At 67.8% G+C, this 24148-nt stretch carries 23 protein-coding genes; 16 read left to right on the forward strand and 7 right to left on the reverse strand.

The window, feature by feature from the left end; genetic code table 11:
* The first annotated feature begins 35 nt into the window (after window positions 1–35).
* The 4 genes from E4P24_RS15310 (at window position 36) to E4P24_RS15325 (ending at window position 5821) form a co-directional block, all read left to right on the forward strand.
* Window positions 36–1652, forward strand: coding sequence for a long-chain-fatty-acid--CoA ligase (locus E4P24_RS15310; RefSeq protein ID WP_144858308.1), 1617 nt, complete (start codon window positions 36–38; stop codon window positions 1650–1652).
* A gap of 122 nt (window positions 1653–1774) precedes the next feature.
* The gene (locus E4P24_RS15315) at window positions 1775–4432 is read left to right on the forward strand and encodes a PAS domain-containing sensor histidine kinase (protein WP_115803767.1); all 2658 of its coding nucleotides are present in this window, start codon (window positions 1775–1777) and stop codon (window positions 4430–4432) included.
* Window positions 4433–4600: 168 nt separating this feature from the next.
* Complete coding sequence (locus tag E4P24_RS15320) at window positions 4601–5188, forward strand: nitrous oxide reductase accessory protein NosL (RefSeq protein WP_115803766.1); 588 nt, start codon at window positions 4601–4603, stop codon at window positions 5186–5188.
* 144 nt (window positions 5189–5332) lie between these two features.
* Complete coding sequence (locus E4P24_RS15325) at window positions 5333–5821, forward strand: DoxX family protein (protein WP_188148892.1); 489 nt, start codon at window positions 5333–5335, stop codon at window positions 5819–5821.
* 118 nt (window positions 5822–5939) lie between these two features.
* Here the strand turns inward: E4P24_RS15325 and E4P24_RS15330 are convergent, their stop codons facing one another.
* Entirely contained in the window at window positions 5940–6923 is a 984-nt protein-coding gene (locus E4P24_RS15330; protein WP_115803765.1) for a DUF1028 domain-containing protein, read from the reverse strand.
* A 126-nt stretch (window positions 6924–7049) separates the two neighbouring features.
* On the opposite strand from E4P24_RS15330, the gene E4P24_RS15335 reads away from it, so the two are divergent.
* A complete protein-coding gene (locus E4P24_RS15335; protein ID WP_115861894.1) occupies window positions 7050–7805 on the forward strand; it encodes an SDR family NAD(P)-dependent oxidoreductase in 756 nt (251 codons plus the stop codon).
* Window positions 7806–7845: 40 nt separating this feature from the next.
* Here E4P24_RS15335 and E4P24_RS15340 read toward each other — a convergent pair whose 3' ends face one another.
* Both E4P24_RS15340 and E4P24_RS15345 read right to left on the reverse strand, forming a co-directional pair.
* Entirely contained in the window at window positions 7846–8445 is a 600-nt protein-coding gene (locus E4P24_RS15340) for a TetR/AcrR family transcriptional regulator (RefSeq protein WP_004064378.1), read from the reverse strand.
* Between the two features lie 78 nt (window positions 8446–8523).
* Complete coding sequence (locus E4P24_RS15345; RefSeq protein WP_004040893.1) at window positions 8524–8730, reverse strand: hypothetical protein; 207 nt, start codon at window positions 8728–8730, stop codon at window positions 8524–8526.
* A 109-nt stretch (window positions 8731–8839) separates the two neighbouring features.
* Between E4P24_RS15345 and E4P24_RS15350 the strand changes: the two genes are divergently transcribed.
* The 7 genes from E4P24_RS15350 to E4P24_RS15380 all read left to right on the forward strand — a co-directional run bounded on the left by E4P24_RS15350 (window position 8840) and on the right by E4P24_RS15380 (window position 17282).
* The gene (locus E4P24_RS15350) at window positions 8840–9271 is read left to right on the forward strand and encodes a zinc ribbon domain-containing protein (protein ID WP_188148722.1); all 432 of its coding nucleotides are present in this window, start codon (window positions 8840–8842) and stop codon (window positions 9269–9271) included.
* 208 nt (window positions 9272–9479) lie between these two features.
* The gene (locus tag E4P24_RS15355; protein WP_188148723.1) at window positions 9480–10751 is read left to right on the forward strand and encodes an ABC transporter substrate-binding protein; all 1272 of its coding nucleotides are present in this window, start codon (window positions 9480–9482) and stop codon (window positions 10749–10751) included.
* Between the two features lie 183 nt (window positions 10752–10934).
* On the forward strand, window positions 10935–11606 hold the full coding sequence (locus tag E4P24_RS15360) for a response regulator (RefSeq protein ID WP_115803762.1): 672 nt from the start codon (window positions 10935–10937) through the stop codon (window positions 11604–11606).
* A 103-nt stretch (window positions 11607–11709) separates the two neighbouring features.
* Window positions 11710–12255: a ribbon-helix-helix protein, CopG family gene (locus tag E4P24_RS15365; RefSeq protein WP_004040889.1), complete on the forward strand. Its 546-nt coding sequence runs from the start codon at window positions 11710–11712 to the stop codon at window positions 12253–12255.
* A gap of 190 nt (window positions 12256–12445) precedes the next feature.
* Window positions 12446–13663, forward strand: a complete 1218-nt coding sequence (locus tag E4P24_RS15370) for an Nramp family divalent metal transporter (protein WP_006600971.1) — start codon at window positions 12446–12448, stop codon at window positions 13661–13663.
* The gene (locus E4P24_RS15375) at window positions 13663–15678 is read left to right on the forward strand and encodes a hydantoinase/oxoprolinase family protein (RefSeq protein ID WP_188148724.1); all 2016 of its coding nucleotides are present in this window, start codon (window positions 13663–13665) and stop codon (window positions 15676–15678) included. Before E4P24_RS15370 ends, E4P24_RS15375 begins: the two co-directional genes overlap by 1 nt.
* The gene (locus E4P24_RS15380; RefSeq protein ID WP_188148725.1) at window positions 15675–17282 is read left to right on the forward strand and encodes a hydantoinase B/oxoprolinase family protein; all 1608 of its coding nucleotides are present in this window, start codon (window positions 15675–15677) and stop codon (window positions 17280–17282) included. Before E4P24_RS15375 ends, E4P24_RS15380 begins: the two co-directional genes overlap by 4 nt.
* 221 nt (window positions 17283–17503) lie before the next feature.
* Here E4P24_RS15380 and E4P24_RS15385 read toward each other — a convergent pair whose 3' ends face one another.
* The gene (locus E4P24_RS15385) at window positions 17504–18754 is read right to left on the reverse strand and encodes a Xaa-Pro peptidase family protein (protein ID WP_188148893.1); all 1251 of its coding nucleotides are present in this window, start codon (window positions 18752–18754) and stop codon (window positions 17504–17506) included.
* 124 nt (window positions 18755–18878) lie between these two features.
* Between E4P24_RS15385 and E4P24_RS15390 the strand changes: the two genes are divergently transcribed.
* The 4 genes from E4P24_RS15390 to E4P24_RS15405 all read left to right on the forward strand — a co-directional run bounded on the left by E4P24_RS15390 (window position 18879) and on the right by E4P24_RS15405 (window position 20920).
* Window positions 18879–19601, forward strand: a complete 723-nt coding sequence (locus tag E4P24_RS15390; RefSeq protein ID WP_049916566.1) for an EthD family reductase — start codon at window positions 18879–18881, stop codon at window positions 19599–19601.
* Window positions 19602–19604: 3 nt separating this feature from the next.
* Window positions 19605–20195 (forward strand): HD domain-containing protein, encoded by a 591-nt coding sequence (locus E4P24_RS15395; protein WP_188148726.1) that lies wholly within the window; start codon window positions 19605–19607, stop codon window positions 20193–20195.
* A gap of 65 nt (window positions 20196–20260) precedes the next feature.
* Entirely contained in the window at window positions 20261–20632 is a 372-nt protein-coding gene (locus tag E4P24_RS15400; protein WP_006600966.1) for a cupin domain-containing protein, read from the forward strand.
* Between the two features lie 78 nt (window positions 20633–20710).
* A complete protein-coding gene (locus E4P24_RS15405) occupies window positions 20711–20920 on the forward strand; it encodes a hypothetical protein (protein ID WP_115803755.1) in 210 nt (69 codons plus the stop codon).
* A gap of 52 nt (window positions 20921–20972) precedes the next feature.
* On the opposite strand, the gene E4P24_RS15410 is transcribed toward E4P24_RS15405, so the two are convergent.
* From E4P24_RS15410 to E4P24_RS15420, 3 genes are all read right to left on the reverse strand, one after another.
* A complete protein-coding gene (locus tag E4P24_RS15410; RefSeq protein WP_188148894.1) occupies window positions 20973–21917 on the reverse strand; it encodes an NAD(P)-dependent oxidoreductase in 945 nt (314 codons plus the stop codon).
* Window positions 21918–22024: 107 nt separating this feature from the next.
* Window positions 22025–23719: a thiamine pyrophosphate-binding protein gene (locus tag E4P24_RS15415; RefSeq protein ID WP_188148727.1), complete on the reverse strand. Its 1695-nt coding sequence runs from the start codon at window positions 23717–23719 to the stop codon at window positions 22025–22027.
* Window positions 23720–23723: 4 nt separating this feature from the next.
* Window positions 23724–24026, reverse strand: coding sequence for an EthD family reductase (locus E4P24_RS15420; protein ID WP_223174088.1), 303 nt, complete (start codon window positions 24024–24026; stop codon window positions 23724–23726).
* Window positions 24027–24148: the final 122 nt, after the last annotated feature.

Consider the following 24148-nt stretch of genomic DNA (forward strand, 5'->3'; position numbering starts at 1 on the left):
GCGTTTAGTTCACTTGCCCGCCCGGTCTATCATGAATGAAGAAACAGTTACTCGTGACGGACTTTCTCGACCGGGCCCGGACGTACTACGGCGATTACGAGGCCGTCGTCGGCGTCGACGGCGAGCGCTTCACCTACGCGGAGTTCGGTGAGCGGGTGGACAGATTTTCGGCGGCGCTGCAATCCCGCGGCGTCGAGAAAGGCGACAGAGTCGCGGTGCTCGACCCCAACACGCACTACCATCTCGAAGCGGCCTTCGGCGCGATGCAGTGCGGCGCGCTCCACGTCCCGCTGAACTACCGCCTCACGACCGATGATTACGAGTACCTGCTGTCGGATTCCGGCGCGACCGTGGTCTACGCCGACTACCAGTACGCGGGGAAAATCGAGGCCGTCCGCGACGACGTGCCCGCCGAGGTGTTCGTGACGAACGACCCCGCCGCCGTCGACGGCGACTGGCTCGACTTCGAGGCGTTCCTCGACGAGGCCGACGCCGACGACTACGAGCGCCCCGAGATGTCCGAGGACGAACTCATCACCATCAACTACACCTCGGGGACGACCGGCGACCCGAAGGGCGTCTGCCGCACCCACCGCACCGAGTCGCTCCACGCCCAACTGGTGACGATTCACCACCACATCGCGGACGACGACGTGTATCTCTGGACGCTCCCGATGTTCCACGTCAACGGCTGGGGCCACATCTACGCCGTCACCGGCCGCGGCGCGAAACACGTCTGCACCCGCGGGGTCGACGCCGAGCAGGTGTTCGACGCCATCACCGAGGAAGACGTGTCGTTCTTCTGCTGCGCGCCGACCGTGCTATCCATCCTCCGGGAGCACGCCGAGGAACACGACCCGGCGTACGCCGGCGACAACCCGGTTCGCGTGACCGCCGCCGGGAGCGCCGCCCCGAGCGCGACGATTCGCCACACCGAGTCCGAGTTCGGCTGGGAGTTCACCCAACTGTACGGCGCGACCGAGACCGGCCCGCTCATCGCCACCTCGGACGCGAACCGCCTCATCCCCGACGAGGGCGGCCTGCGCTTCTCGCTCAAACAGCGGCAGGGCGTCGCCCCGCTCGGGACCGACCTGCGCGTCGTCGACGACGACGGCGAACAGGTCCCGCGCGACGACGCCACTATCGGTGAGGTGGTCGTCCGCGGCAATCAGGTGATGGAGAAGTACTGGAACAAGCCCGACGAGACCCACGACGCGTTCAACGACCGCCTCGAAGGCTGGTACCACACCGGCGACCTCGCCGTCGTCAACGAAGACGGCATGATAGCGATTCAGGACCGCAAGAAGGACATCATCATCTCCGGCGGCGAGAACATCTCCTCGGTCGAACTGGAGGACGCGCTGTTCGACCACGACGCCGTCGGTGACGTGGCGGTTATCCCCGCGCCGTCCGAGAAATGGGGCGAGACGCCGAAGGCGTTCGTCGTCCCCGCGAACGGCGACGTGGAGAACCCCGGCGTCACCGCCGAGGAACTGACCGCGTACACCCGCGACCGCCTCGCGGGCTACAAGGCCATCCGCGAGTTCGAGTTCGTCGCGGAGATTCCCAAGACGGCGACCGGCAAGATTCAGAAGTACGAACTCCGCAAGCGCGAGTGGGACGACGAAGAGCGGATGGTCGGGCAGGGATAACTGCTGACGGCGACTCTGCGATTCGACGACCCGACGCCCGTCTCGTCCCACCGCCGTCTCCTCCGGCGGTCCGGCCGCTTCGCCCGCAAGATTATTGGCCCTCTGCATATCTCGTCTCTAACATGTTTCCCCCGAGTGCTGGGGGCACCTCCGTCGGCGCGATTCTCTACGTCGCGGCCGACGGCGTTGTCTCCGGTCCGGTCGTCTCGACGCTCCGGGACGCCTTCGAGCGCCCGGTCGAGCGCGCCGAGAGCGCCGCGGCCGCGCGCTCGGCACTCGCTGAGCGCACTGTCTCCTGTCTCGTCGCCGCCGCCGACCTCCCTGACGGTCTCGACCTCGACGCGCTCGTCACCGCCGCCGGCGACGCTCGCGTCGGGCCTCCGGTGGTCGTCTACGCCGCCGCCGGCGACGAGGCGCTCGCCGCCCGCGCCGTCTCGCTCGGTGTCGACGACTACCTGGTCCGCGACGAGACCGACGACTCCCACGCGGCCCTCGTCGAGTCGGTCCGGGGGGTCTTAGACCGGGACGCCGACGACCGCCCCGCCGAGACGCGGAGCTACCGCGTCATCGTCGAGGCGATGGAAGACGGCGCGTTCGTCCTCGACGAGGACTGCCGCGTCGAGTACGTGAACCCCCGAATCGAGGCGATAACGGGGCGCGCGTCCGAGACGCTCCGAGGCGAGCGGTTCGAGTCGCTCGTCGACGCCGGGCTGTTCCCCGCCGACGAGTACGAGCGCTACCGCGACGCCGTCTCGCGAGTCCTCTCGGAGGGCGTCACCGAACGCCTCGACGTTCGATTCGTCGACGCCGACGGCGTCTCGCGGCTGTTCGAACTCTCCCTTTCGCCGGCGGGCGACGGCGAGGCGGTGACCGGCGTCGTCGGCATCCCGCGGGACGTGACCGACCGCGAGGTCGCCACCACCCAGCGCGGCGAACTGCTCGAACGCATGACTGACGCCTTCTTCGCGCTCGACACCGACTGGCGTTTCGTCTACCTCAACGACCGCGCGCGAGACGTCTTCAACGAGGTCAGAGAGCCCGAACTCGGCGAGCGAATCTGGGACCTCGTTCCGTCGCCCGACAGCGCCGAACTGTACGAGAAGTACCACGAGGCGATGCGGACCCAAGAGTCGGTGACGTTCGAGACGTACTCCGAGCCGTACGACGGCTGGTTCGAGGTCCGCGCGTACCCCTCGCCGTCGGGGCTGTCGGTCTACTTCCGCGACGTGACGACGCGGAAGCGCTACTTGCAGGCCCTCGAATCGACCAACCAGCGCCTCGAAACGGTGTTGCAGAACCTCCCGGTCATCCTCTCGGCGTTCGACGCCGAGGGCGTGTTCACCATGTCCGAAGGGGCCGGACTGGAGTCGCTCGGCCGCGAACCCGGCGAGGTCGTCGGTCGCTCCGCGTTCGACCTCTACGACGACACACCCGCGGCCACCGACGCCATCGCCCGCGGCCTGTCGGGCGAGGCGGTCGACACCCGCATCGAGTACCGCGGCGCGGTGTACGACGCGTGGTACCGGCCCGTCTTCGACGACGGCGAGGTGTCGAAGCTCCTCGGCGTCGCCATCGACGTCACAAACCGCGCGCGACTCGAAGACGGCCTCCGGACCCTGCAAGCGGTCACGCAGGACCTCATCCTCACCGAGAGCGTCGAGGAGGTCGCGGCGCTCGCGGTCGATATCGTCCCCGAACTCGTGCCCGACGCCGCGGCCGCCGTCTGGCTCGCCGACGACCGCGGAGCCCTGTCGCCGGCCGCCTCGACCGCGGAGCAGTTCGACTCGGAGACGCCAATCGAGACCGCCCCCGGCGGCTTCGAGTCCGACGCCGTTAGCCGGGTCGACGCGGCCGACGTCGACGACCGGCTTCTCCCCCCCGAGTCGGACGGGAAGTCGGTCCTGCGCGTCCCGCTCGGGAGCCACGGCCTGCTCGTCGTTTCGACCGACGACGACGGCGCGTTCCTCGACGTCGACGAGGACCTGCTCGAACTCCTCGGTTCGACGGTCACCTCCGCGCTCTCGGGGACCGTCCGCGAACAGGAGCTTCGGAACCGCGAGGCCGACCTCGCGGCGGCCAACGAGCGGCTCGACGACTTCGTCTCCATCGTCGCCCACGACCTCCGTAACCCCCTCGCGGTCGCCACCGGCTACCTCGACCTCGGGATGGAGTCGGGCGAGCGGGCGCACCTCGAACGCGCCGCCAACGCGGTCGACCGTATGTCCGAACTGGTCGAGGAGGTCCTCGACCTCGCCCGGCAGCGGACGCCCGTCGTCGACGCCAAACCCGTCGACCTCGCGCGCGTCGTCGACCACGCGTGGCGCTTCGTCGACACCGGTGACGCGACGCTCGTCCGCGAGGAACTGTTCGTCGTCGAGGGCGACGACGGCCGCCTGCTCAGGCTCTTCGAGAACCTGTTTCGGAATGCTGTGGAACACGGCTCGACGAGCCGTCGGGATACCCCCGACGACCCCGCGGATGGCGACACGCCGCCCGACGACCCGCTCGCCGTCCGCGTCGGCGCGCTCGACGACCGCGCCGGCTTCTACGTCGCGGACAACGGCGTCGGTGTCCCCGAGACGCGCCGCGAGCAGGTCTTCGACCACGGCTACACCACGATGCCGCGGGGAACCGGCTACGGTCTCGCAATCGTCCGCGACATCGCCGATGCGCACGGCTGGTCCGTCTCGCTCACCGAGTCGGCCGAGGGCGGCGCGCGGTTCGAGTTCGTGACGCGGTCGACGGACCGAACGACGACCGATTCGGCGGGCTCCGACTGACGCACGCGCGACGCGTCGCCGGGGGCGCGGACCGCGGACCCCGTGGCGACTGTGCCGAGCCACGGCGTCCTCGACTCGGACGGAACGTGACGGGCTGACCACACGTCCGGCGCTTGGTTCGTTTTCCGCACCAATCACCATTTGAGCACCCCCCAACTAGCTTGGCGTATGTGCCACGACTGCGACCGAACCGTCGCTCGTCGAACCGTGTTGTCTGCCGTCGGTGTCGCGGGCGTCGCCGCCACCGCAGGGTGTCTGGGCGGTCTCGGAACCGACGGCGGTGGCGACGCTCCCGAGGCAGTCGCACTGACCGGCGGCGAGCAGTGCGACGCCTGCGGGATGGTCATCGACCAGCACCCCGGCCCCGCCGGGCAACTGTTCTACGCAGACCACAGCCCCGAGGGTCACGACAACCCGGCGCGGTTTTGTAGCGCCTGGGAGACGTTCTCCTACGCGCTCGACCGCGAGGACGACGGGTGGAATCGCGCCGGCGGCTACCTCACGGATTACAGCACTGTCGAGTACGACCTGTTCGACGACGGCGGCCAGACGTTCATCTCCGCGCACCTCGACGCCGACGCGTTCGCGCCGATGGACGACCTCGTCTACGTCGTCGGAACCGATGTCAACGGGTCGATGGGTCCCGACTTCGTCCCCTTTTCCGACGACGGCGACGCCGAGGCGTTCGCCGACGCGCAGGACGGAGCCGTCTACGAGCGCGCCGACATCTCGCGCGACCTCATCGCCCGGCGCTGAGTGTTAGGCGCTCTCTTTCGGTCGTTCTCGATTCCTTAGACTCGGAAATCACGACCCCTTTATATGCTCTCGGCGGCCGTTCGTTCACCTGTTAGGTGAAAGACAATGGCCGCTAACGCACAAATCGAGATGCTGGGGAACAGAATCGACTTCGACTACTCGCAGGGCGTCACGGGCTACGTGCTCGTGCTGACTCGCCTCATCACCGGCTACTGGTTCCTCCACGCCGGTGTGACGAAAATCGTCGGCGAGCCGTTCAGCGCCGCGGGCTACCTCGCGAACGCCCCCGCAGCCTCGCCGCTCCAAGGCTTCTTCGCGTGGGCCGCCGCGACCCCGTGGCTCCTCGACTTCACGAACTTCATGATTCCGTGGGGTGAGGCTCTCATCGGTCTCGGGCTCATCGTGGGTGCACTCGTCCGGCTCGCCGCCTTCTTCGGCGGCGTCCTGATGGTGTTCTTCTACCTGGGGAACGCCGACTGGAGCCACGGCGTGGTCAACGGCGACCTGTTCGGGCTGATGATGTTCGTCATCGTCGGCACGCTCGCGGCGGGCCGCATCCTCGGCCTCGACGCCATCATCGAGAAGATGGAGTTCGTCCGCCAGCGCCCCGCGCTCAAGTACCTCCTCGGCTGAGCGGGACTTCCTTCCCCCGCGCGGCCCTGTCGGTGCGCCGCGGTGACCCGCCAACGCCACCCCATCCGGCGCGCTTCGACGAATGAAACACACTCCGACCGACGAGACTGATTTTGAACTACTTCCTGTCGAGCCTGCTGAGGCCCTGCCAAATCGCCTCGATGAGCTTCGTCTCCCCGTCGAGTTCGTCCGTCGCGTCGTCTTCTCTCGCCGTCCCGCCCTCGCTTGCTGTCTCCCCGCCAGCAACGTCGTCCCAGCCGCGGGCGATGGCGTCTTCGAGGACCGCAAGCGAGTGGTTCTCGAAGTTGTTCATGCCCCGGAACGATTCGAGCGCCTCCACGGCCTCGTCGTCGAACTCGCCGCTCGGGGTTCCGTCGTAGAAGCCGAGCACCGACAGCGTTTCGAGGACCGCTTCGGCCGTCTCGCCCGACAGCGACATGGTTTCGGCGGGCGCTTCGCGCTCCAAGAGCGTGATGTCGTACAGCTTGAACACGCGTTCGAGTTCGGCTATCGGGTGGTCGTGGTCGTCGACTCGCACGTCGACCCAGCGGTCGTTGCCGCCGTCGTAGCCGCCCTCGGGCTTGGCGATATACATCGCCGCGGACTGCTCGCCGCGCTTGTCGCCGCCGGCGTCGTTGCCGGCGTGGAGCGCCGCGAGCAGACGTTCCGGGAGCCCGCCGTCGGTCGTCTCGAACGCCTCGGCCATCGCGTCCAGCGTCGCCTCGTTTTCGAGGATGTTCCCCTGAACGGTGTAGTGGTCGCCTTGGACGTCGCCGGCCACGTCGAAACACTCGTCGCCGGTGAACGCCGCAATGCTCCCGTCGGCTCCGACGACGCCGACCTGCCTGCTCGGAGCCTCGTCGTCGGCGTCGGTCAGTTCGGAAACGACTTCCTCGGCCGAGTGCCCCTCGCGCAGGAGGTCCAATCCGTCGGGGCCGTAGGCGACGTTCGCGAAGCTCTGGGTGGCGATTGCGCCGGCGTCCGCGCTGACGAACGGGACGACGGAGCCGACGCTCACGAACTTCGACTGGACGGCCACGCCGACGGCGTCCTGTTCGGGGTCGCGGGCGACGATTGAGAAGGTCGACGGTCGCGGTGTCATGGTCGGAACCGACGGACGCCGGGCGAATAAGGGTTCACCTCTCGGCGGAACGGACGGCGACGAGCGATTCTCGAACGCCGTTCTCCCACCCCATAGTTTATATATTGACAAAATATTCAACAACGTATGGCAGACCGATTAGACGGCAAGACTGCGGTCGTGACCGGCGCGAGCAGCGGTATCGGGCGGGCGAGCGCTACGCGACTCGCCGCCGAGGGTGCGAACGTGGTGCTCGGTGACATCGACGCCGAGCGCGGGCGAGAGGTCGTCTCCGAAATCGAGGCCGACGGCGGCGACGCGACGTTCGTCGCGGTCGACGTCACCGACGCCGACGACGTGCGGTCGATGGTGGAGACGGCCCGCGAGACGTACGGCGGCCTCGATATCGCGCACAACAACGCGGGCATCGAGGGCGACAACGACCCGCTTCCGGAGCAGTCGCGGGAGAGCTGGGACCGAGTGCTCGGAATCAATCTTACCGGCGTCTGGCTCGCCATGAAACACGAGCTTCCGGCGCTGATGGAGGGCGACGGCGGCGCGATTATCAACACCTCGTCAATCGCCGGACTCGCCGCCGACGGGAGCGAACCCTACGTCGCGAGCAAACACGGCGTGGTCGGATTGACGAAGTCTGCGGCCGTGCGGTACGCCGAGGAGGGCGTCCGCGTCAACGCGGTGTGTCCGGGCGTCGTCCGAACCCCGATGGTCGAGCGGTCGCTCGAAGCGAACCCCGGCGCGGTCGAGGCCATCACCGCGGAACAGCCGCTCGGACGGATGGCGGAACCGGAGGAGATTGCGAGCGCCGTCGCGTGGTTGGCCTCCGAAGACGCGTCGTTCGTCAACGGCCACGCGCTCCCCGTCGACGGCGGTAAACTGGCCTGAACCGGCGCGACCGCGACCCGGGCGGCCGACCCGGCGGCGACTACGCCGAGATGCGGTCGATGTGCGACTGGATGGCCGCTCGGAGCGGCTCGATTGACTCGTCGGGTTTGAACACCGTCAGCCGGCGGGCGCGCGTCCCAGTTAGAATCGAGAGAAACAGTTCGGCCTCGGCCTCTGGGTCGTCGACGTCGAACTCGCCCGCCTCGACGCCGCGGACGAGGATGTCCCGCAGCAGCTCCGTGAGCTCGGCGTCGACGTGGCGGTACTCCTCGCGACAGCCCTCGTCGTGCGGGGCGTTCACCCGGAGTTCGAACATGGACAGTTGGAGCCGGTAGGCCTCCTCGGAGAGCGTCTCGGGGAGGAGCGTGTCGACGAGCGTTTCGAGTTCCTCTTTGGGCGTGCGGTCCCCCCGAGGGAGGCTGTTCAGAAACTGCGCGAGGACGTAGTCGAGGAAGTCGACCAACAGCTCGTCTTTCCCGTCGTAATGGTAGTACAGGAGCGTCTTGCTGTTCTCGAACTCGTCGGCGATGTGTTGTATCGTCAGGTTGCCGTAGCCGTGTTTTTGTAGCGCCCTGTACGTCGCCTCCATGATGCGTCGCTTCGCCGGCTCCAACTCCTCGGCGCGACCGTCCTGCGTCATATCCCGGCGGTTCGCGTTCGACGGAAGTGTCGCTTTCGGGTCGTCGCGGGCGGCGGGATGACTCGCCGCCGACCGCGGTCAGAGCCGAACCAGGAAGGCCACCCAGAACAGCACCGAGAGCGACCCCGCTCCGGCTAGCAGATAGCTGTAAATGTTTTTCGTGTGTCCGTGTACTTTGTAGCCGGTGTAGACCGAGACGAACCCCGCGATAGGGAGGACGAAAAGCGAGAGCACCGCGCTCAGTCCGCCAATCGCGAGATATCTCCGCGTCGTTGTGTCGTTCATCGTGTGCCCACGACGCTGTTGAATATTAATTCAATATTTAAACTACCGGTAGCGGTACCGCGGTTCGGTGACCCGAACCGCTATACGTGGTTGAACAGAAATTCAATATATGAAACAACGCGCAGTCAAACGCCCGCTTCTCGCCGCGCTCCTCTCGTCGTTCGTCGCGGGGCTCGGACAGTTGTATCTCCGCCGTTGGAAGCGCGCGTTCGCGTGGGCTGCCGTCTTCCTCGGCGTCGGCTCTCTGAGCGGTCCCGACGCGGTTGCGATGTACTTGCAGGGCGCGGGCGACTTCTGGAGCGCCGCGCCGCTGTTCGTCGTTACCCTCCTCGCCACTCTCGACGCGTACGTGGTCGCGCGCGTCCAGAACCGCGCGTCGAAGCGGACCGAGAGCCGCGACGGCCGGGTCTGTCCGAACTGTCGCCGCGCCGCCGACCCGTCGCTTGCGTTCTGTCAGTGGTGTGCGACCGAACTCGGTTCGGTCCCCGGTTCCGGGGCCGAGGCCGACGTTGACGCCGCCGATGGGAGGACTCGAACGTGACTGACACGACCGACGCGTCCGACGAGGAAGGCCGCGAGGAACCGCTCGATACTGTCCGTCGAGACGCAGGGGAGGGAATCCGTAACGGGGAACACGCTCAATACGTCTCAACTCATTGTTAACATATCTACGACTCCTCGCTCGCGAGCGAAGTATTTAGGCGTGCCTAAAACGAAGCAGTTTTGTTTCTTTAGGCTGGCCTAAAAATATGGCAGACAACGATGACTGTCGGTCCGGGCCGACTCGCCGGGACTACGTGAAGTTCGGCGGGACGGTCCTCGGCGGGGGACTCCTCGCGGGTTGTGCGGGCGGGGGTTCCGACGCGACGACCACCACTTCTGACGCCGTCTCGACGACTGAGACGGATACCGAAGAAGCGACTGAGACGCCGGACACTGAGACGAGCGACGGGTCGTACTCGGTGTCGATGGCCCCGGTCGGTGAGGTCGAGTTCGACGCCGTGCCGGAACGCGCTCTGACCTACTACCCGGTCTCGGCCGACGCGGCGGTCGCCTTCGGCCACGGCGACGCCATCACCGGCATCGGTTACGACAAGGAGCTGTTCGGCAACACGGTCGACTACTACTACGACGCGCTCGACGGAGTGGAGTTCGAGTGGGAGGAACTCGGCCGCGTTACGCCGGCGTCGAACCCGAACGCCCTCGACAGAGAGCTGTTTTACGAACTGGACAGCGACGTGCACTTCCTCGACCCGTGTCTGCTCCGGAGTCCCTCGTTCGACTGGACCGAAGACGAGGTGGCGTCAATCGCGGCCGACGTGGGTCCGTGGTTCGGCAACTATTACAGCCGGACGAACGCCGACCCGCCCGAACCTTGCCGCGACCGCTACGAGCACTATACGCTCTGGGAGTACCTCGGCCACATCGCGGCGGTGTTCCGAGAGGAAGAGCGCTACCGGGCGTTCAGGTCCCTCCGGGACGACCTCGTCGCCCGGATACGGGCCGACCTCCCACCGGCGTCCGAGCGCCCGTCGCTCGCGGTCGTCGCCGACACCGGCGGGACGTTCTGGCCGTACGACTTTACGGGGGACGGCTACCTCTGGGCGCACCTCCGCCCGTTCGGGATGCAGAACGCGTTTGCGGCGACAGACGCCCAGACCGGGTCGGACGGTTCGTACGATTACGAGGCGATGGTCGAGACCGCGCCCGACGTGGTCCTCCGGTACTGGGGGACCGCGCTCGGAGACACCTTCCGCTCGAACCGCGACGAGGTGCTTTCGAACCCCCTCGCGGACGAGGTGCCCGCGTTCCGCGACGGCCGGTACTACCCGTCCGGCAACGGGATGCAGGGCCCGATTATGAACCTGTTCCAGTTGGAGATGACCGCCAAACAGCTCTTCCCCGAGCGGTTCGGCGCGTGGCCCGGCTACGGCGACGGCGAGTCGTACCCCGAGATTCCCGAGGCTGAACGGCTGTTCGACCGCGAGCGCGTCACCGACATCGTCGCCGGCGAGTTCTGACGGGCGGCCGAGCGAGACCCGGTCGGACTCGGTCGCGTCCAACTCGTTCGCGTCCAACTCGGTCGCCTCCGTCGCGCCGTGGTTCTCGTTATTAGATTCGAAACTGACCCGTGTTTCCCCGGTCCCTATTTATAGAGGTCGAACCTATGTGCCGCCGCGAGAGTTGCTATTCGGTTCCTACTGATGACGACCTCGGAATCCCCTCGCGTCGTCTACGCCGACGACGACGCGGCGCTCTTGGACCTCGGCGAGACGTATCTTCGAAAGCTCTCTTCGTTCGAGGTGACGACGTGCTCGGTCCCGAGGGTCGCGTTCGATATCGTTCGTGATTCCGATATCGACTGCGTGGTCAGCGACTACGACATGCCGGCGATGACCGGGGTCGAACTCCTCGAAACGGTTCGCGAGGACCACGGTTCGCTTCCCCTCATCCTCTTTACCGGCAAGGGGAGCGAGGAAGTCGCGAGCGACGCCATCTCCGCGGGCGTCACCGACTACCTCCAGAAACAGCCCTCCTCCGAGCAGTACGAACTGCTCGTCAACCGCATCGAAAACAGCGTCTCCGAACACCGGGCGACCCGCCGGGCGGAGCGCTACGAAACCGTTCTCGAAGCGCTCGGCTACCCGGTGTACGTCGTCGACGAGCGCGGCCGCTTCGAGTACGTCAACGACGCGTTCGTCGACCACGGCGGCTCCGAGGTAACGGTGACCGTCGGTCGGACCCACGACGGTTTTTACGTCGAGGACGACGGCGACGGCCTCCCCGACGACCGCTCGCCAGAGGAGTGCTTCGAAGCCGGCGTGAGCGAGCACCGCGACGGCGGACTGACCCGTCGCCGTCGTCTCAATTTCTAAAATTTTCACACATCTTGAGTAGCCGGCTGCCGTTCGTCACGCGTTCGCGACTCGCGGCGGTCATCTACACACCCTTAAGAACCCCACCGAGAGTTAGACACGCATGGTCACGAATCGCGTCACGGTGTCGCTCGACGAGGACGCTCAGTCGGCGCTCGACGGGCTCGCCGGTCGGACCGACAAGGCCCAAAGCGAACTCGTCCGCGAGGCGCTCGTCTTCTACGCGGCCAACTTCGAGGCGGCGACGACCGACGCCGGGCCGAACCTCGAAGCCTACCACCAGATGCTGTCGAGCGGCGAGCACGTCCTTCTCGACGTGGACTTCCTGCACACGTTTCTCGACTACGTGGAGGGCGACGACGGCGAGCCGGCCCCCGAGTTTCTCGACGCCATCGACCGGGTCGCGGCGTTCCACGCCCACGAGTATCGCGACCGATTCGAGTCGCTGGCTGAACTCCTCGACTGGCTGTCGTTCTGCGGCTTTCTCACGGTCCGCGCCTCCGAGGGCGACACCTTCCACGTCGTCTTTCCCACCGAGTCCGTCAAGTGGTTTATGTCGCGGTTCATCGCGCTCAGCACCGAGCAGTCCCCGTTCGATATCGAGGTCGAAGAGGGCGTCTCGAAGGTGCTTCTCACCGAGGTCCGGTGAGGGCCGCGTCCGGCGCGGACCCGACCGGACTCGGACGCTGGTTTCCGGACTCGGTTGTCGGTCCACGCCCGCCGCTAGCTTCATACTCGTTCATACTCCTTCATACGCGCTCTTCGCGCCGTACTCGGCGTTCTCAACCGGGATTTATCAACCAGAGTTTGATACGTCAATCCACCTCACAGGTAGAACCATGAACTTCATCGAACGTCTGAAATCTATCGGTCCGGGCGCGATGGTCGCCGCCGCGTTCATCGGCCCCGGAACGGTCACGACCGCGAGCGTGACGGGCGCGCGATTCGGCTACGCGCTCGTCTGGACGATTGCCTTCTCGATAGTCGCCACTATCGTGCTGCAAGAGATGAGCGCCCGACTCGGCCTCGTCTCCCGCGAGGGTCTCGGGGAGGCCCTCCGGGGGCAGTTCGACAGCCCCGCGCTGTCGGGACTGAGTATCGCCCTCGTCGTGAGCGCTATCGGCGTCGGCACGGCCGCCTACGAGACCGGAAACATCCTCGGCGGCGCGGCCGGACTGGAGGGGCTGACCGGCATCAGCGCCAACCTCTGGGGGCCCGCGATGGGTCTCGTCGCCGGCGTCCTCCTGTGGTCCGGCAAGTACAAACTCATCGAGAAAGCGCTGGTCGGCCTCGTCTCCATCATGGCCGTCTCCTTCCTCATCGACGCCATCCTCATCGGCCCTGACCTCGGCGCGCTCGCCCGCGGGTTCGTCCCGAGCGTCCCGGAGGGGTCGGCGTTCCTCATCACCGGCCTCATCGGGACGACCGTCGTCGGCTACAACCTCTTTCTCCACGCCGGGAGCGTCCAAGAGCGGTGGGCCGGCCCCGAGGAGTTGAACGAGTCGCGGGCCGACACGGTTCTGTCTATCGTCCTCGGCGGCTTCATCACCATCTCGATTCTCGTCACCGCCGCGGCGGCGTTCCCCGTCGGGACGAACATCCAGAACGTGAGCACGATGGCCGAACAGCTCGAACCGCTCGTCGGCACGCAGGCGAAGGTGTTCTTCGGCATCGGGCTGTTCGCCGCGGGCTTCACCAGCGCGACGACCGCCCCGCTGGCCGGCGCGTACGCGACGGCGGGGGCGCTCGGCTGGGACACCGACCTCCAGTCCACGAAGTTCCGCGCCGTCTGGGGCTCGATTCTACTCGTCGGCATCGTCTTCTCCGCGGTCGGATACAGCCCCGTGCAGGCCATCGTCTTCGCGCAGGTCGCCAACGGCGTCCTGCTTCCTATCGTCGCCGTCTTCCTCATCTACGTGATGAACGACCGCGACATCCTCGGGTCGTACGCCAACTCCACGCTCCAGAACGTCGTCGGCGGGCTGGTGACGCTCGTCGTCGTCTGGCTCGGCCTCCGAACGCTCTATACGGTCGCGACCGATATGGGGGTGTTCTGATGGACGCAGAAACCCGCATCGGCGTCGACGTCGGCGGCACCTTCACCGACGTGGCGCTTCTGACTCCCGAGGGCCGCCTCGTCACCGCGAAGGTCCCGAGCACGGACGACCAGAGCGTCGGCGTCGTCCGCGGCATCGAGAAGGCCTGCGACGACGCCGGCATCGACCCGGCCGAGGTCGACGCGTTCACCCACGCGATGACCGTCTCGGTCAACGCCCTCCTCGAAGACGACGGCGCGACGACCGCGCTCGTCACCACCGAGGGCTTCCGCGACGTGCTCGAAATCGGCCGACAGGCCCGCCCCGACCTCTACGACGTGACCGCGGACAAGCCCGACCCGCTCGTCCCGCGCCGCCGCCGGTTCGAGGTGACGGAGCGGGCGACCGTCGAGGGCATCCAGACCGAAGTCGACGAGTCGGAGGTCCGGGCGCTCGCAGACGACATCCGCGACGCCGGCGCGGAGAGCGTCGCCGTCTCGCTGCTGCACGCCTACCGGCACCCCGAAAACGAGCGCGTCGTCGCCGACGTGCTCCGCGAGGAACTCGACGCGCCGGTCTCCGCGTCCCACGAGGTGCTCGCCGAGTTCCGCGAGTTCGAGCGCACCTCGACCACCGCGGTCGACGCCTACGTGACGCCGGCCATCGACAGCTACCTCGGCCGCCTCGAATCGCGGGCCGCGGACCTCGGCGTCCCTGTCCCCCAGATAATGCAGGCCAACGGCGGCATCGCCCCGGCTTCGACCGTGCGCGAGCACGCCGTGACGACCACGATGTCCGGGCCGGCCGCGGGCGTCGTCGGTGCGGCGGAGACCGCGACCGACTCCGGCGGCGACCTCGCCGGCCTCGTCACCTTCGACATGGGCGGCACCTCCAGCGACGTGAGCCTCGTCCGCGACGGCGAGGTCGAGCGGACCACCGACGCCGAAATCAACGGCCGGCCCATCAAGACGCCGATGGTGGACGTGAACACCGTCGGCGCGGGGGGCGGGTCCATCGCGTGGGTCGATTCGGGCAACGCGCTCCGGGTCGGGCCGCGCTCGTCGGGCGCGAACCCCGGTCCGGCCTGCTACGGCCGCGGCGGGACCGAGCCGACCGTGACGGACGCGAACGTCGTCCTCGGCTACATCGGCGGCAGTTCCGCCCTCGGCGGCGAACTCTCGCTCGACGTGGACGCCGCCCGCGACGCGCTCTCCGGCCTCGCCGCCGACGCCGGACTGGACGACGCGCTCGCGGCCGCTCGCGGCGTCTACCGCGTCGCCAACGCCAACATGACGCGAGCGATTCGCGCCGTGACCGTCGAGCGCGGCCACGACCCGCGGCAGTTCGGCCTCGTCGCCTTCGGCGGTGCCGGGCCGATGCACGCCGCCGCGCTCGCCGAGAGCCTCGACATCGAGACCGTGGTGGTTCCGCGGGCCTGCGGCGTCCTCTCGGCGTACGGCCTGCTCGCGGCCGACCAGAAACACGACTCGGTGCGGACGCTCCGCCGACCGCTTTCCGGCCTCGACGCAGAAGCGGTCGAATCCGCCTACGCCGACCTCGAAGCCGACACGCTCGACGACGTGACCGACCCCGCCGACGCGGCGGTCCGGCGCGCCGCCGACCTCCGGTACGTCGGCCAGAGCTTCGAACTGACCGTGCCCGTCGGCGAGACGTTCGACGCCGAGGCGGTCGAAGCGCGGTTCCACGAGGCTCACGAGAGCGCCTACGGCTACCGCCTCGACGACCCGGTCGAACTCGTCAACGTCCGGGCGACCGCCGTGGTCGAACGCGACGCCCTCGACGTGACCTACCGCGGCGGCGGCGACGCCCGAAAGGACACCCGCGAGGCGTTCTTCGACGGCGCGTTCCGCGAGACGCCCGTCTACGACCGCGACGGTCTCGGCGCGGGGACGACCGTCGAGGGGCCGGCCATCCTCGAACAGCACGAGAGCACCGTCGTCGTGCCGCCGGCGTGGGGCGGGACGGTCGGGGCCGACGGGACGCTCGTCCTCACCAGCGGGGGTGACGGCGAATGAGCGACTCCGAGGTCGACCCCGTGACGCTCGAAATCATGCGCAACCAGTTCGAGAGCGTCGCCGAGGAGATGGGACAGGTGCTCATCACCTCGTCGTACTCGCCGAACATCAAGGAGCGCCGCGACTGCTCGACGGCGCTGTTCGACGCCGACGGCCGCCTCGTCGCGCAGGCCGAACACATCCCGGTCCACCTCGGCGCGATGCCCGAGGCCGTTGACACGGTCCTCGACTACGACCCGGAACCGGGCGACGTGTTCGTCCTCAACGACCCCTTCGAGGGCGGGACGCACCTGCCCGACGTGACGATGGTCTCGCCGCTCTCGGTCGACGGCGAGGTGCTCGGCTACGCCGTCTCGCGGGCGCACCACGCCGACGTGGGCGGGATGACGCCCGGCAGCATGCCCGCCGGCGCGCGCGAAATCTATCAGGAGGGGCTCAGACTCCCGCCGGTCAGACTCGTCGCCGGCGGCGAGACCAACGACGACGTGCTGTCGCTCCTCCTCGCCAACGTTCGCAACCCCGGCGAGCGCCGCGCCGACATCCGCGCGCAACTCGCGGCGAACGAGCGCGCCGAGGAGCGACTGGCCGACCTCGTCGGGGAACACGGTCGGTCCCGCGTTCTCGCGGCGTTCGACGCCGTGATGGACTACTCCCGGAACCGCGTCACCGCGGAACTGCGCGACCTGCCCGACGGCGAGTACCGCGCCCGCGACGTGCTCGAAGGCGACGGCGTGACCGACGACGACATCCCAATCGAGGTGACCGCGACGGTCAGCGGCGACACCGTCGCGTTCGACTTCGACGGCACGGCCGACCAGGTCGCCGGCAACGTCAACGCGCCGCTCGCGGTCGCCAAGAGCGCGGTGTACTTCGTCGTTCGCTGCGTCACCGACCCCGAGATACCGCCGAACCAGGGCTGTTACGACCCCATCTCGGTCGAGGTCCCCGAGGGGTCGCTCCTCAACCCCGACGCCCCCGCGGCGGTCGTCGGCGGCAACGTCGAGACCAGCCAGCGCGTGACCGACGTGGTGTTCGCGGCGCTCGCCGACGCGGCCCCCGAGCGCGTCCCCGCGCAGGGACAGGGGACGATGAACAACCTGACCATCGGCAGTCGCGCCGGCGGGTCGGACGGCTTCACCTACTACGAGACCATCGGCGGCGGCTTCGGCGGCCGCGCCGGCGGCGACGGCATGGACGGCGTGCAGGTCGGGATGACCAACACGCTCAACACGCCGGTCGAGGCGCTGGAAGCCGAGTACCCGCTTTTCGTCGAGGCGTACGGCCTCCGCGAGGGAAGCGGCGGCCGCGGCGAGTTCCGCGGCGGCCTCGGCATCGTCCGGTCGGTCACGGTCGAGGCCGACGCGACCGTCTCGCTTCTCACCGAGCGCCGGCGGGTCGCGCCCCGCGGCATCGCCGGCGGCGAGGACGGGGCGACGGGACAGAACCTCGTCGACGGCGAGGAAGTCCCGTCGAAGACGACCCGCGACGTGCCCGCGGGGACGACCGTCACTGTTCGGACCCCGGGCGGCGGCGGCTACGGCGACCCCGCTGACCGCGACGCCGACGCACGCCGCCGGGACCGCGAGGACGGCAAGACGGAGTAGCGTCGGCCGGTCTGCTGGGCGCTGGCTCGGGGACACGGGGAATCCTCGCCCGCCGTACCCAGCCGTTATAGATATTCCACACTACTGACTATTCGTTCGATATTCCGAACCGTAATCTCTCCTGACGAGCTGATGTCTGTTGAAACTGTGCTCAGACGAATGTAGAAAACAAATTTCACAAGTTTCAAAATTTGTGAACTGTTCCTCTGTCGTGTCAGAAATCAGTACTCGATAGTCGTTATCTCCTCGACGGGCCACTGGCTGAGCAGTTCGACGCCGTCGTCGCGGACGACGACCATCTCCTCGACGCGGACGCCCTGTCTCCCCGCCGGTTCCTGGGTCTCGACGGCCATCGTCATCCCCGCCTCGATTTCGATGGGATGGTCCGGCGAGAGGCCGCGCCAGATGAGCGGCACTTCGTACAGTTGGAGGCCGAGGCCGTGGGCCCAGTGGTTGGTCGTCAGCTGCCAGTGGTCGCCCGCGCCGTACCAGTCGGCGTGTTCGCCCGCCATGTCCGGGAACGCCGCCGCGATTTCGTCGGTGGTCTTCCCCGGCTCGATTTCGTCGAGGACGGCGTAGAGGTTGTCGCGGGCCGTCTCGTAGGCGTCGCGCTGTTCGTCGGTCGGCTCGCCCATCGAGAAGGTCCGGTAGTAACACGACCGGTAGCCGAGGTAGCCGACGTTGTAGAAGTCGGCGTAAACGAGATCGCCGGGGCGAATCAGCCGGTCCGTCGTGTTCGCTTGGTGCTTCGGCCACGTGTTCGGCCCCGACGTGAGGTAGCCGCCCTGCGCCATCGCGCCGTGCCGCCAGAGTTCGCGGACGGCGTCGCCCCACACCTCCGACTCCCGCGCGCCCGGTTTCGCGTTCTCGACGATGGCCTGAAAGCCCGCCTCGCAGATGGCCGCGACCTGTCGCAGACACTCGATTTCGTCCTCGGTCTTGGTCTTTCGGGCGTCCTCCATCACCGCCGCGCACTCGGCCGGCCGGGCGTCGATGCCCTTCGATTCGAAGGCGTCGAGCAGCCCCGCGTGGCCGGTGTCGATGCCCATCGCCTCGTTCGCGAGGCCGTACTCGTCGAGGGCGTCGACGACGGTCTGGGCCATCTTGTCGAGGAGAAACGACCGGGCCGAGTCGCGGCCGGACGCCCGCGGGACGTTCCCCAGTCCGGGACAGGCGTAGCGAACGTCGGTCAGCCACGGGCAGTTGTACCGCTGGTTGCTCGCGTGGTCGGCGGTGTCCCAGTGGACGACCGTGCCGTCTTCCAGAAGCAGCGAGTAGTGGTCCGCGCCCGACCCGCCGGTCATCGCCAACCCGGTCACGTACCGGATGTTCGGGTCGTCGATGAGGAGCATACTCCCGAGACCCGCATCGCGCATCCGCGAGAGGGCGCGGCCCTTCCGCTCCTCGCGCATCCGCTTTACGTCGATGCGCTGTTCCCAGTCGACGGCCATCGTCCCGCGGGTCCCGCTCATGAACCCCCGCTCGTGGAAAGGCATACGCCCACCACTCGTGACTATCACATTAATTTGTTGTAGATGGGCGTTGCGAACACACCTCATGATTTATTGTCTCATACGTGAATCGGCAGGTGTACGCATGTACAAGCACGTAGCCCTGCTTGTCCGCAAGGCGGGGATGAGTCACGACGAGTTCGTCACGTACTGGCAGGACAACCACACGCCCATCGCCCGCGACATCGAGGGCGTCGTCCGCTACCAGACGGTCCTCCCCGTCGACGCCGAGGCCTCCGAGTTCGACGGTCTCGCGGAACTCTACTTCGACGACCTCGACGCCCTCCACGACGCGCTCGGCGGCGAGGGCTCGCGCGACTACGACCCGGCGAAGGGGACGGCGAGAGAAGCGAGAGCCGACGTGGACAACTTCCTCGACGTCGAGCGACGCCCTCGAATCATCGGCGAGGAGGTCGTCGAGAAAGACGAGACCGGCGGCGACACGACGGGCCTCTACAAGCACTCGGCGTTTCTCGTCCGCAAAGACGGCATGAGCCACGACGAGTTCCTCGACCACTGGGCGAACACCCACGTCCCCCTCGCCCGCGAGATTCCCGGCGTGGTCCGGTACGCCCGCGTCGTCCCGACCGACCCCGAACGCGCCGAGTTCGACGGCGTCGCAGAACTCTACTTCGAGAGCCTCGACGCGCTCCGGGCGGGCCTCGGCCACGAGTCCTCGCGCGACTACGACCCCGACCACCCGAAGGCGAACGCGCCCCGCGAAGATGTCGACAACTTCCTCTCCATCGGTGACCGTCCGCGGTTCGTCGGCCGCGAGACGGTTCAGAAAGACGCGAGCGGGGGCTGAGCGATGTCGGACGACTACCGCGCGCAGGTCGAGGCCGCCTTCCCCGAACTCGACGACATCGAGGACGACGGCCTCCGCGACAGGGTCAGAGAAGCTTGGTGTCTCGGTCTCGCCCGCGGCGGTTGGCGCGACATCGAAGACATCCCCTACGCGTGGAACATCCACGAGGTGACGAACGTCGAGCACGTCCGCGGCGTGACCCGCATCGCCGTCCGCGCCGCCGAGGAACAGCGGGACTTCCACGGCGCGGACCCTGATTTCGACGTGGTCCGCGCGGCCTGCCTCCTCCACGACGTGGGCAAGTGCTACGAGTACGTCGACTTCGTGGACGACGACAGACTCGACGACCCCGACCCGGAGTACGCCGGCGGGGAGATTCCGCACTCGCTTTCGGGCTACGCCCTCGCCCACGAGGTCGGCTGCCCGCTCGCGGTCCAGCGCGCCATTCCCCACTTTATCGGTGAGATTCCGACCCGGACGCTCGAAGCCGAACTCGTCAAGAGCGCGAACTCGGCGTCCTCGAACGCCATCACGCAGGCCGCGATGGGAATCAGCTTACAGGAGTGGGTCGAAGAGTACTCCCAGACGCAGTAGCGCGACAGCAGTTCCCACGGCAATCGTCACCACAGCTATAATCCCGCCCTTCGTAGCTCGCGCCGATGTACGAACACGTCAACCTCGCTGACCTCGAACCGCACGACGTGGAGAGCGCCGACGCCCGAGTCAAGGCCGTCGGCTACGAGCTTCGCCCGCGGAAGATGCGCCCGTCGGTCTGGTCGTTCGACGCGGGCGGGTCGGGACCGATGCACTACCAGCGCGAACAGGAAGAGCTGTATCACGTCCTCTCCGGCGCGTTCGAACTCGCCTTCGCCGGCGACGACGGCGAGGAGACCGACGCCCTCGACCTCGAACCGGGCGACTTCGTGGTCGTCTCGCCCGACGAGGTTCGGCAACTGCGCTGCGTCGAGGCGGGCGAGGTGTTCGTCGTCGGCGCGCCGAACGCGAAGGACGACGGCGTCGTCGTGGAGTGAGCGGGCGGCTCGCCCTCCGCACTCGTCGGAAACGCGACGCGTGCCGTGTTATAAGGGAGTTCGCGACAGTTCGGTGATATGGTCATCCCCGGTTACGACCCGGACGACCTCGACGACAGACTCGAGGAACTGCTCACAGAACGCGACCTCGCGGAGTATCTCACGCCCGACGAGCGCGAGCGCTACGACTCGGGCGAGAGCCTCGTCGACCTGCTGTCGCCCGACGATATCCGCGACCTGCTGGACGGTCCCGTGACCGAGGGTGCCGACGACGCTCGGCGGCCGTGACCGGCTCCGCGGCGGCGTTTCGGCGGTCGGATTTGGCCCGTCGGGTCTCGGCTCAGACCGGCTCCAACCCGTGTCCCTTCCGAAGCACGTTGACGTAGTCGCGGAACCCGGCTTCGAGGTCGTACTCCGGGTCGTAGCCGAGGTCGGCTTGCGCCTGCGTCATGTCGAGTTCTTGGGTCCACGGGAGTTCGCCCTCGTCGGAGACCGTGAGGTCGGCGTCGGGCAGGAGTCGCCGGACCGTCTCCGCGGCCTCGCGAATCGTCGCCAACTCCCCGCGGACGTTGTAGATGCGTTGGGTGAGGTCGTCTTCGGGCGCGAACGTCGCCTTGCGGAACGCCTGCGCGATGTCGCGGACGTGTTGCCAGTCGATAACTTGGTCGCCGTAGTCGACGCTGAAGGGCTCGCCGAGCGCCGGTTTTTCGACGATGTTCGCGAGGAACGCGGACCCGCCGGTCTCGCGGTACGGGCCGTAGGCGACCGTCGGTCGGAGCGCGACGTGCGAGACGCCGAAGTCCTCGTAGTAGACTCGGGCCTGATGTTCGTTGTACTCCTTTGTCGCCCCGTAGAGCGTATCGGGGTAGACGAGGTCGGACTCGGTCACGAAGTCGCCGCCGTAGTTCGCGGGCGGGGCGTACACCGCCGCCGACGACGCCCACGCGACGCGCTCGACCTGCTCGGGGAGGGCGCGCGCGGCCTCGAAGACGTTGTTCGTCCCTTGGACGTTCACGTCGAGCGCGGCCCGCGGGTTCTCCCGCGCCGTCGTCGTCAGGAGCGCCGCGAGGTGGACGATGTGCGTCGCGCCGGTCTCTCGCACCGCCCGGAACACGTCGGTCGGGTCGGTCACGTCGCCGCGGCGTATCGTCACGTCGTCGGCGACGCCGAGTCTGTCGAGGATGCGCGGGTCGGTCGAGCGGTCGTAGGCGACCACGTCGTGGCCGGCCGCGACGAGGTCCGACGCGACGTACGAGCCGATGAAACCGGTCCCGCCCGTAACCATCACGGTCGATAATGACATGCTATCGTAGTTCTCCCTGCGCGCGAGAAAAGTGTTTCCCGAACGCGGACCACCGAGCGCGGCCGAGACGGCCGACTCGTCACCGCGCGCTATTCGTGGAGCCCCCCGACCGACGCGTAGAACGACGACTGGAGCGTCGCGGCCATGTCCTGACCGCGGTCGATGCGGGCGTCGATGACCGTCGGGAGGCTGTGCGCCTTCGCGTCGGCCAGTGCGTCACCGAGGTCGTCCGGCGTCTCGACGCGGACGCCCGTCGCGCCGAACGCCTCCGCGACCCGCGCGAAGTCCGTGTCGTGGAACTCGACGCCCGCGATGTCGTCGGGCGCGTGCTGCATCTGTCTGACCATCCCGAGGCTGGTGTCGTTGAGGACGACGAACGTCGGCGCGACGCCGTGTTCGACCGCCGTCTCGAAGCTCGTCATCGTCATGGCGAAGCCGCCGTCGCCCGCGACGCCGACGACGTGTTTGTCGGTCGCCAGCGCGGCCGACACCGCGGCGGGCGTCGCCCACCCCATGCCGCCGACGCCGCCCGAACCGTAGTACGTCTGCACGGCGGGCACCTGGAGGTAGTTGAGCAGCCAAAAGCGGTTGTTCCCCGAGTCGGCGGTGACGACGGTGTCCTCGTCGACGACGCGCTCGATTTCCTTGACGGCCCGCTGGGGGAGGATTGGCGCGGCGTCCGACCCGCACTCGGGCGCGTGGAACGACTCGCGGGCCTCCCGCGCTCGGTCTTCTGCCCAGTCGTTGTCGGTGCCGCCGGCGGCCGCGAGTTCGCGCAGCGATTCGGACGCGTCACCGATGAGCCCCACGTCGGCGGGGTAGACCCATCCGGCGTTCCGCGGGTCGATGTCGGCGTGGATAATCGTCTGCTCGCCGGGGCGGATGAAGTCGGGGGCCTGCCAGTTGGTGTCCATCGGGTTCATGCGACAGCCGACGACGAGGAGCGCGTCGGCCTCGCTGACGAGTCGGTTCGCGCCCTCGTGACCGAACGAGCCGATGACGCCGCCGGCGAGGCGGTGCGTCTCGGAGAACGTCGATTTCCCGAGGTAGGAGGTGACGACCGCGGCTTCGTAGGTCTCGGCGACCGCCGCGAGTTCGTCGTACGCGCCCGACGCGTGGACGCCGTTGCCCGAGACGATGACGGGTCGCTCGGCCGCGTCGAGCGCCTCGGCGGCGGCGGCGATGTCGCGCGCCGTCGGCGCGGCGGTCCACGTTCTGGTCTGCGTTTCGTCGTCCCAGACCGCCGGTACGGACTCGTCCGGGAACGGTTCGGTGACGGCGTCGCCGTCGAGGATGACCGCCGTCGGGCCGGGGCGACCCGCGACGGCGTGTTTGAACGCGAGTTGGAGGCTCCGAACCGTCTCGGTCGGGGTCCGCGGGAACCAGTGTTCCTTCGTCACGGCGTCGAGAATCTTCGGGAGTTCGAGGCCGCCGTAGTCGCCGCGGGACTGCTGGTAGGGCGCGAGCGTCGAGTAGTTCCCGCGCTCGGAGGCCTCGGTGATGGTGACCATCGGCGACGAGGCGAGGCGCGCTTCCATCTGTCCGATGAGGCCGAGGCTCCCTATCCACGGCCCCTGCCCGGCGAGGACGCCCGGTTCGCCCGTCAGCCGACCGTGCATCTCGGCCATGACGCTCGCCTCGCGCTCGTCGCGGGGGCGCACGAGGTCGATGTCCGACTCGGGCAGCAGGTCGAACAGTTCGATGACGCGGCCGCCGGGGTAGCCGAAGATTCGCTCGACGCCGAGCCGTTCGAGGCTCTCGACGAGTCGTTCGCTCGTGTTCATGGATTCAGGACCTGTCGAGGTGAACCGTCTCCTCGACGTAGAGCGTCGGTCCCCGTTCCATGTCGGTGAACGCCGCCGCGTCGGCGTTCACGCGCTGACCGACCTCGGAGTCGAACGCCGCCTTCAGAGCGGCCATGTCCTCGAAGTAGAGTTCGACGATACCGTCGTACTCGGACCGTTCGGGGTCGGTCGGGACGCTCGTCGCGTACTTCACGAGCCCCGGAAGCTCCCTCGCGAGGTCCGCGTGGCTCCCCCGCCACCGCTCGACGAACTCCTCGTGCGTGTAGTCGTCGTCCCGGACGAGCATATTCACCAATTTAATCATGCACGTCTGCTATCCAATCGGACGTTACTTTGCTCTATCGCTGACTCGCGGTTCGAGCGGCCGTCAGAGTCGTTCGAGGGAGTGGAACTGCCGTTCGAACTGTT

Origin of the sequence: Haloferax sp. AS1 (genome assembly GCF_014530665.1) — an archaeon.
Taxonomy (GTDB): Archaea; Halobacteriota; Halobacteria; order Halobacteriales; family Haloferacaceae; genus Haloferax; species Haloferax volcanii.

What these genes read in the sequence shown, in the direction of transcription:
- E4P24_RS15330 (WP_115803765.1), bottom strand. Translation starts at nt 6,923, where the DNA reads ATGACACCGCGACCGTCGACCTTCTCAATCGTCGCCCGCGACCCCGAA.
- E4P24_RS15410 (WP_188148894.1), bottom strand. Translation starts at nt 21,917, where the DNA reads ATGGTTACGGGCGGGACCGGTTTCATCGGCTCGTACGTCGCGTCGGAC.
- E4P24_RS15395 (WP_188148726.1), top strand. Translation starts at nt 19,605, where the DNA reads ATGTCGGACGACTACCGCGCGCAGGTCGAGGCCGCCTTCCCCGAACTC.
- E4P24_RS15390 (WP_049916566.1), top strand. Translation starts at nt 18,879, where the DNA reads ATGTACAAGCACGTAGCCCTGCTTGTCCGCAAGGCGGGGATGAGTCAC.
- E4P24_RS15355 (WP_188148723.1), top strand. Translation starts at nt 9,480, where the DNA reads ATGGCAGACAACGATGACTGTCGGTCCGGGCCGACTCGCCGGGACTAC.
- E4P24_RS15405 (WP_115803755.1), top strand. Translation starts at nt 20,711, where the DNA reads ATGGTCATCCCCGGTTACGACCCGGACGACCTCGACGACAGACTCGAG.
- E4P24_RS15400 (WP_006600966.1), top strand. Translation starts at nt 20,261, where the DNA reads ATGTACGAACACGTCAACCTCGCTGACCTCGAACCGCACGACGTGGAG.
- E4P24_RS15370 (WP_006600971.1), top strand. Translation starts at nt 12,446, where the DNA reads ATGAACTTCATCGAACGTCTGAAATCTATCGGTCCGGGCGCGATGGTC.
- E4P24_RS15415 (WP_188148727.1), bottom strand. Translation starts at nt 23,719, where the DNA reads ATGAACACGAGCGAACGACTCGTCGAGAGCCTCGAACGGCTCGGCGTC.
- E4P24_RS15320 (WP_115803766.1), top strand. Translation starts at nt 4,601, where the DNA reads ATGTGCCACGACTGCGACCGAACCGTCGCTCGTCGAACCGTGTTGTCT.
- E4P24_RS15380 (WP_188148725.1), top strand. Translation starts at nt 15,675, where the DNA reads ATGAGCGACTCCGAGGTCGACCCCGTGACGCTCGAAATCATGCGCAAC.
- E4P24_RS15345 (WP_004040893.1), bottom strand. Translation starts at nt 8,730, where the DNA reads ATGAACGACACAACGACGCGGAGATATCTCGCGATTGGCGGACTGAGC.
- E4P24_RS15335 (WP_115861894.1), top strand. Translation starts at nt 7,050, where the DNA reads ATGGCAGACCGATTAGACGGCAAGACTGCGGTCGTGACCGGCGCGAGC.
- E4P24_RS15420 (WP_223174088.1), bottom strand. Translation starts at nt 24,026, where the DNA reads ATGCTCGTCCGGGACGACGACTACACGCACGAGGAGTTCGTCGAGCGG.
- E4P24_RS15310 (WP_144858308.1), top strand. Translation starts at nt 36, where the DNA reads ATGAAGAAACAGTTACTCGTGACGGACTTTCTCGACCGGGCCCGGACG.
- E4P24_RS15385 (WP_188148893.1), bottom strand. Translation starts at nt 18,754, where the DNA reads ATGAGCGGGACCCGCGGGACGATGGCCGTCGACTGGGAACAGCGCATC.
- E4P24_RS15365 (WP_004040889.1), top strand. Translation starts at nt 11,710, where the DNA reads ATGGTCACGAATCGCGTCACGGTGTCGCTCGACGAGGACGCTCAGTCG.
- E4P24_RS15315 (WP_115803767.1), top strand. Translation starts at nt 1,775, where the DNA reads ATGTTTCCCCCGAGTGCTGGGGGCACCTCCGTCGGCGCGATTCTCTAC.
- E4P24_RS15375 (WP_188148724.1), top strand. Translation starts at nt 13,663, where the DNA reads ATGGACGCAGAAACCCGCATCGGCGTCGACGTCGGCGGCACCTTCACC.
- E4P24_RS15350 (WP_188148722.1), top strand. Translation starts at nt 8,840, where the DNA reads ATGAAACAACGCGCAGTCAAACGCCCGCTTCTCGCCGCGCTCCTCTCG.
- E4P24_RS15360 (WP_115803762.1), top strand. Translation starts at nt 10,935, where the DNA reads ATGACGACCTCGGAATCCCCTCGCGTCGTCTACGCCGACGACGACGCG.
- E4P24_RS15340 (WP_004064378.1), bottom strand. Translation starts at nt 8,445, where the DNA reads ATGACGCAGGACGGTCGCGCCGAGGAGTTGGAGCCGGCGAAGCGACGC.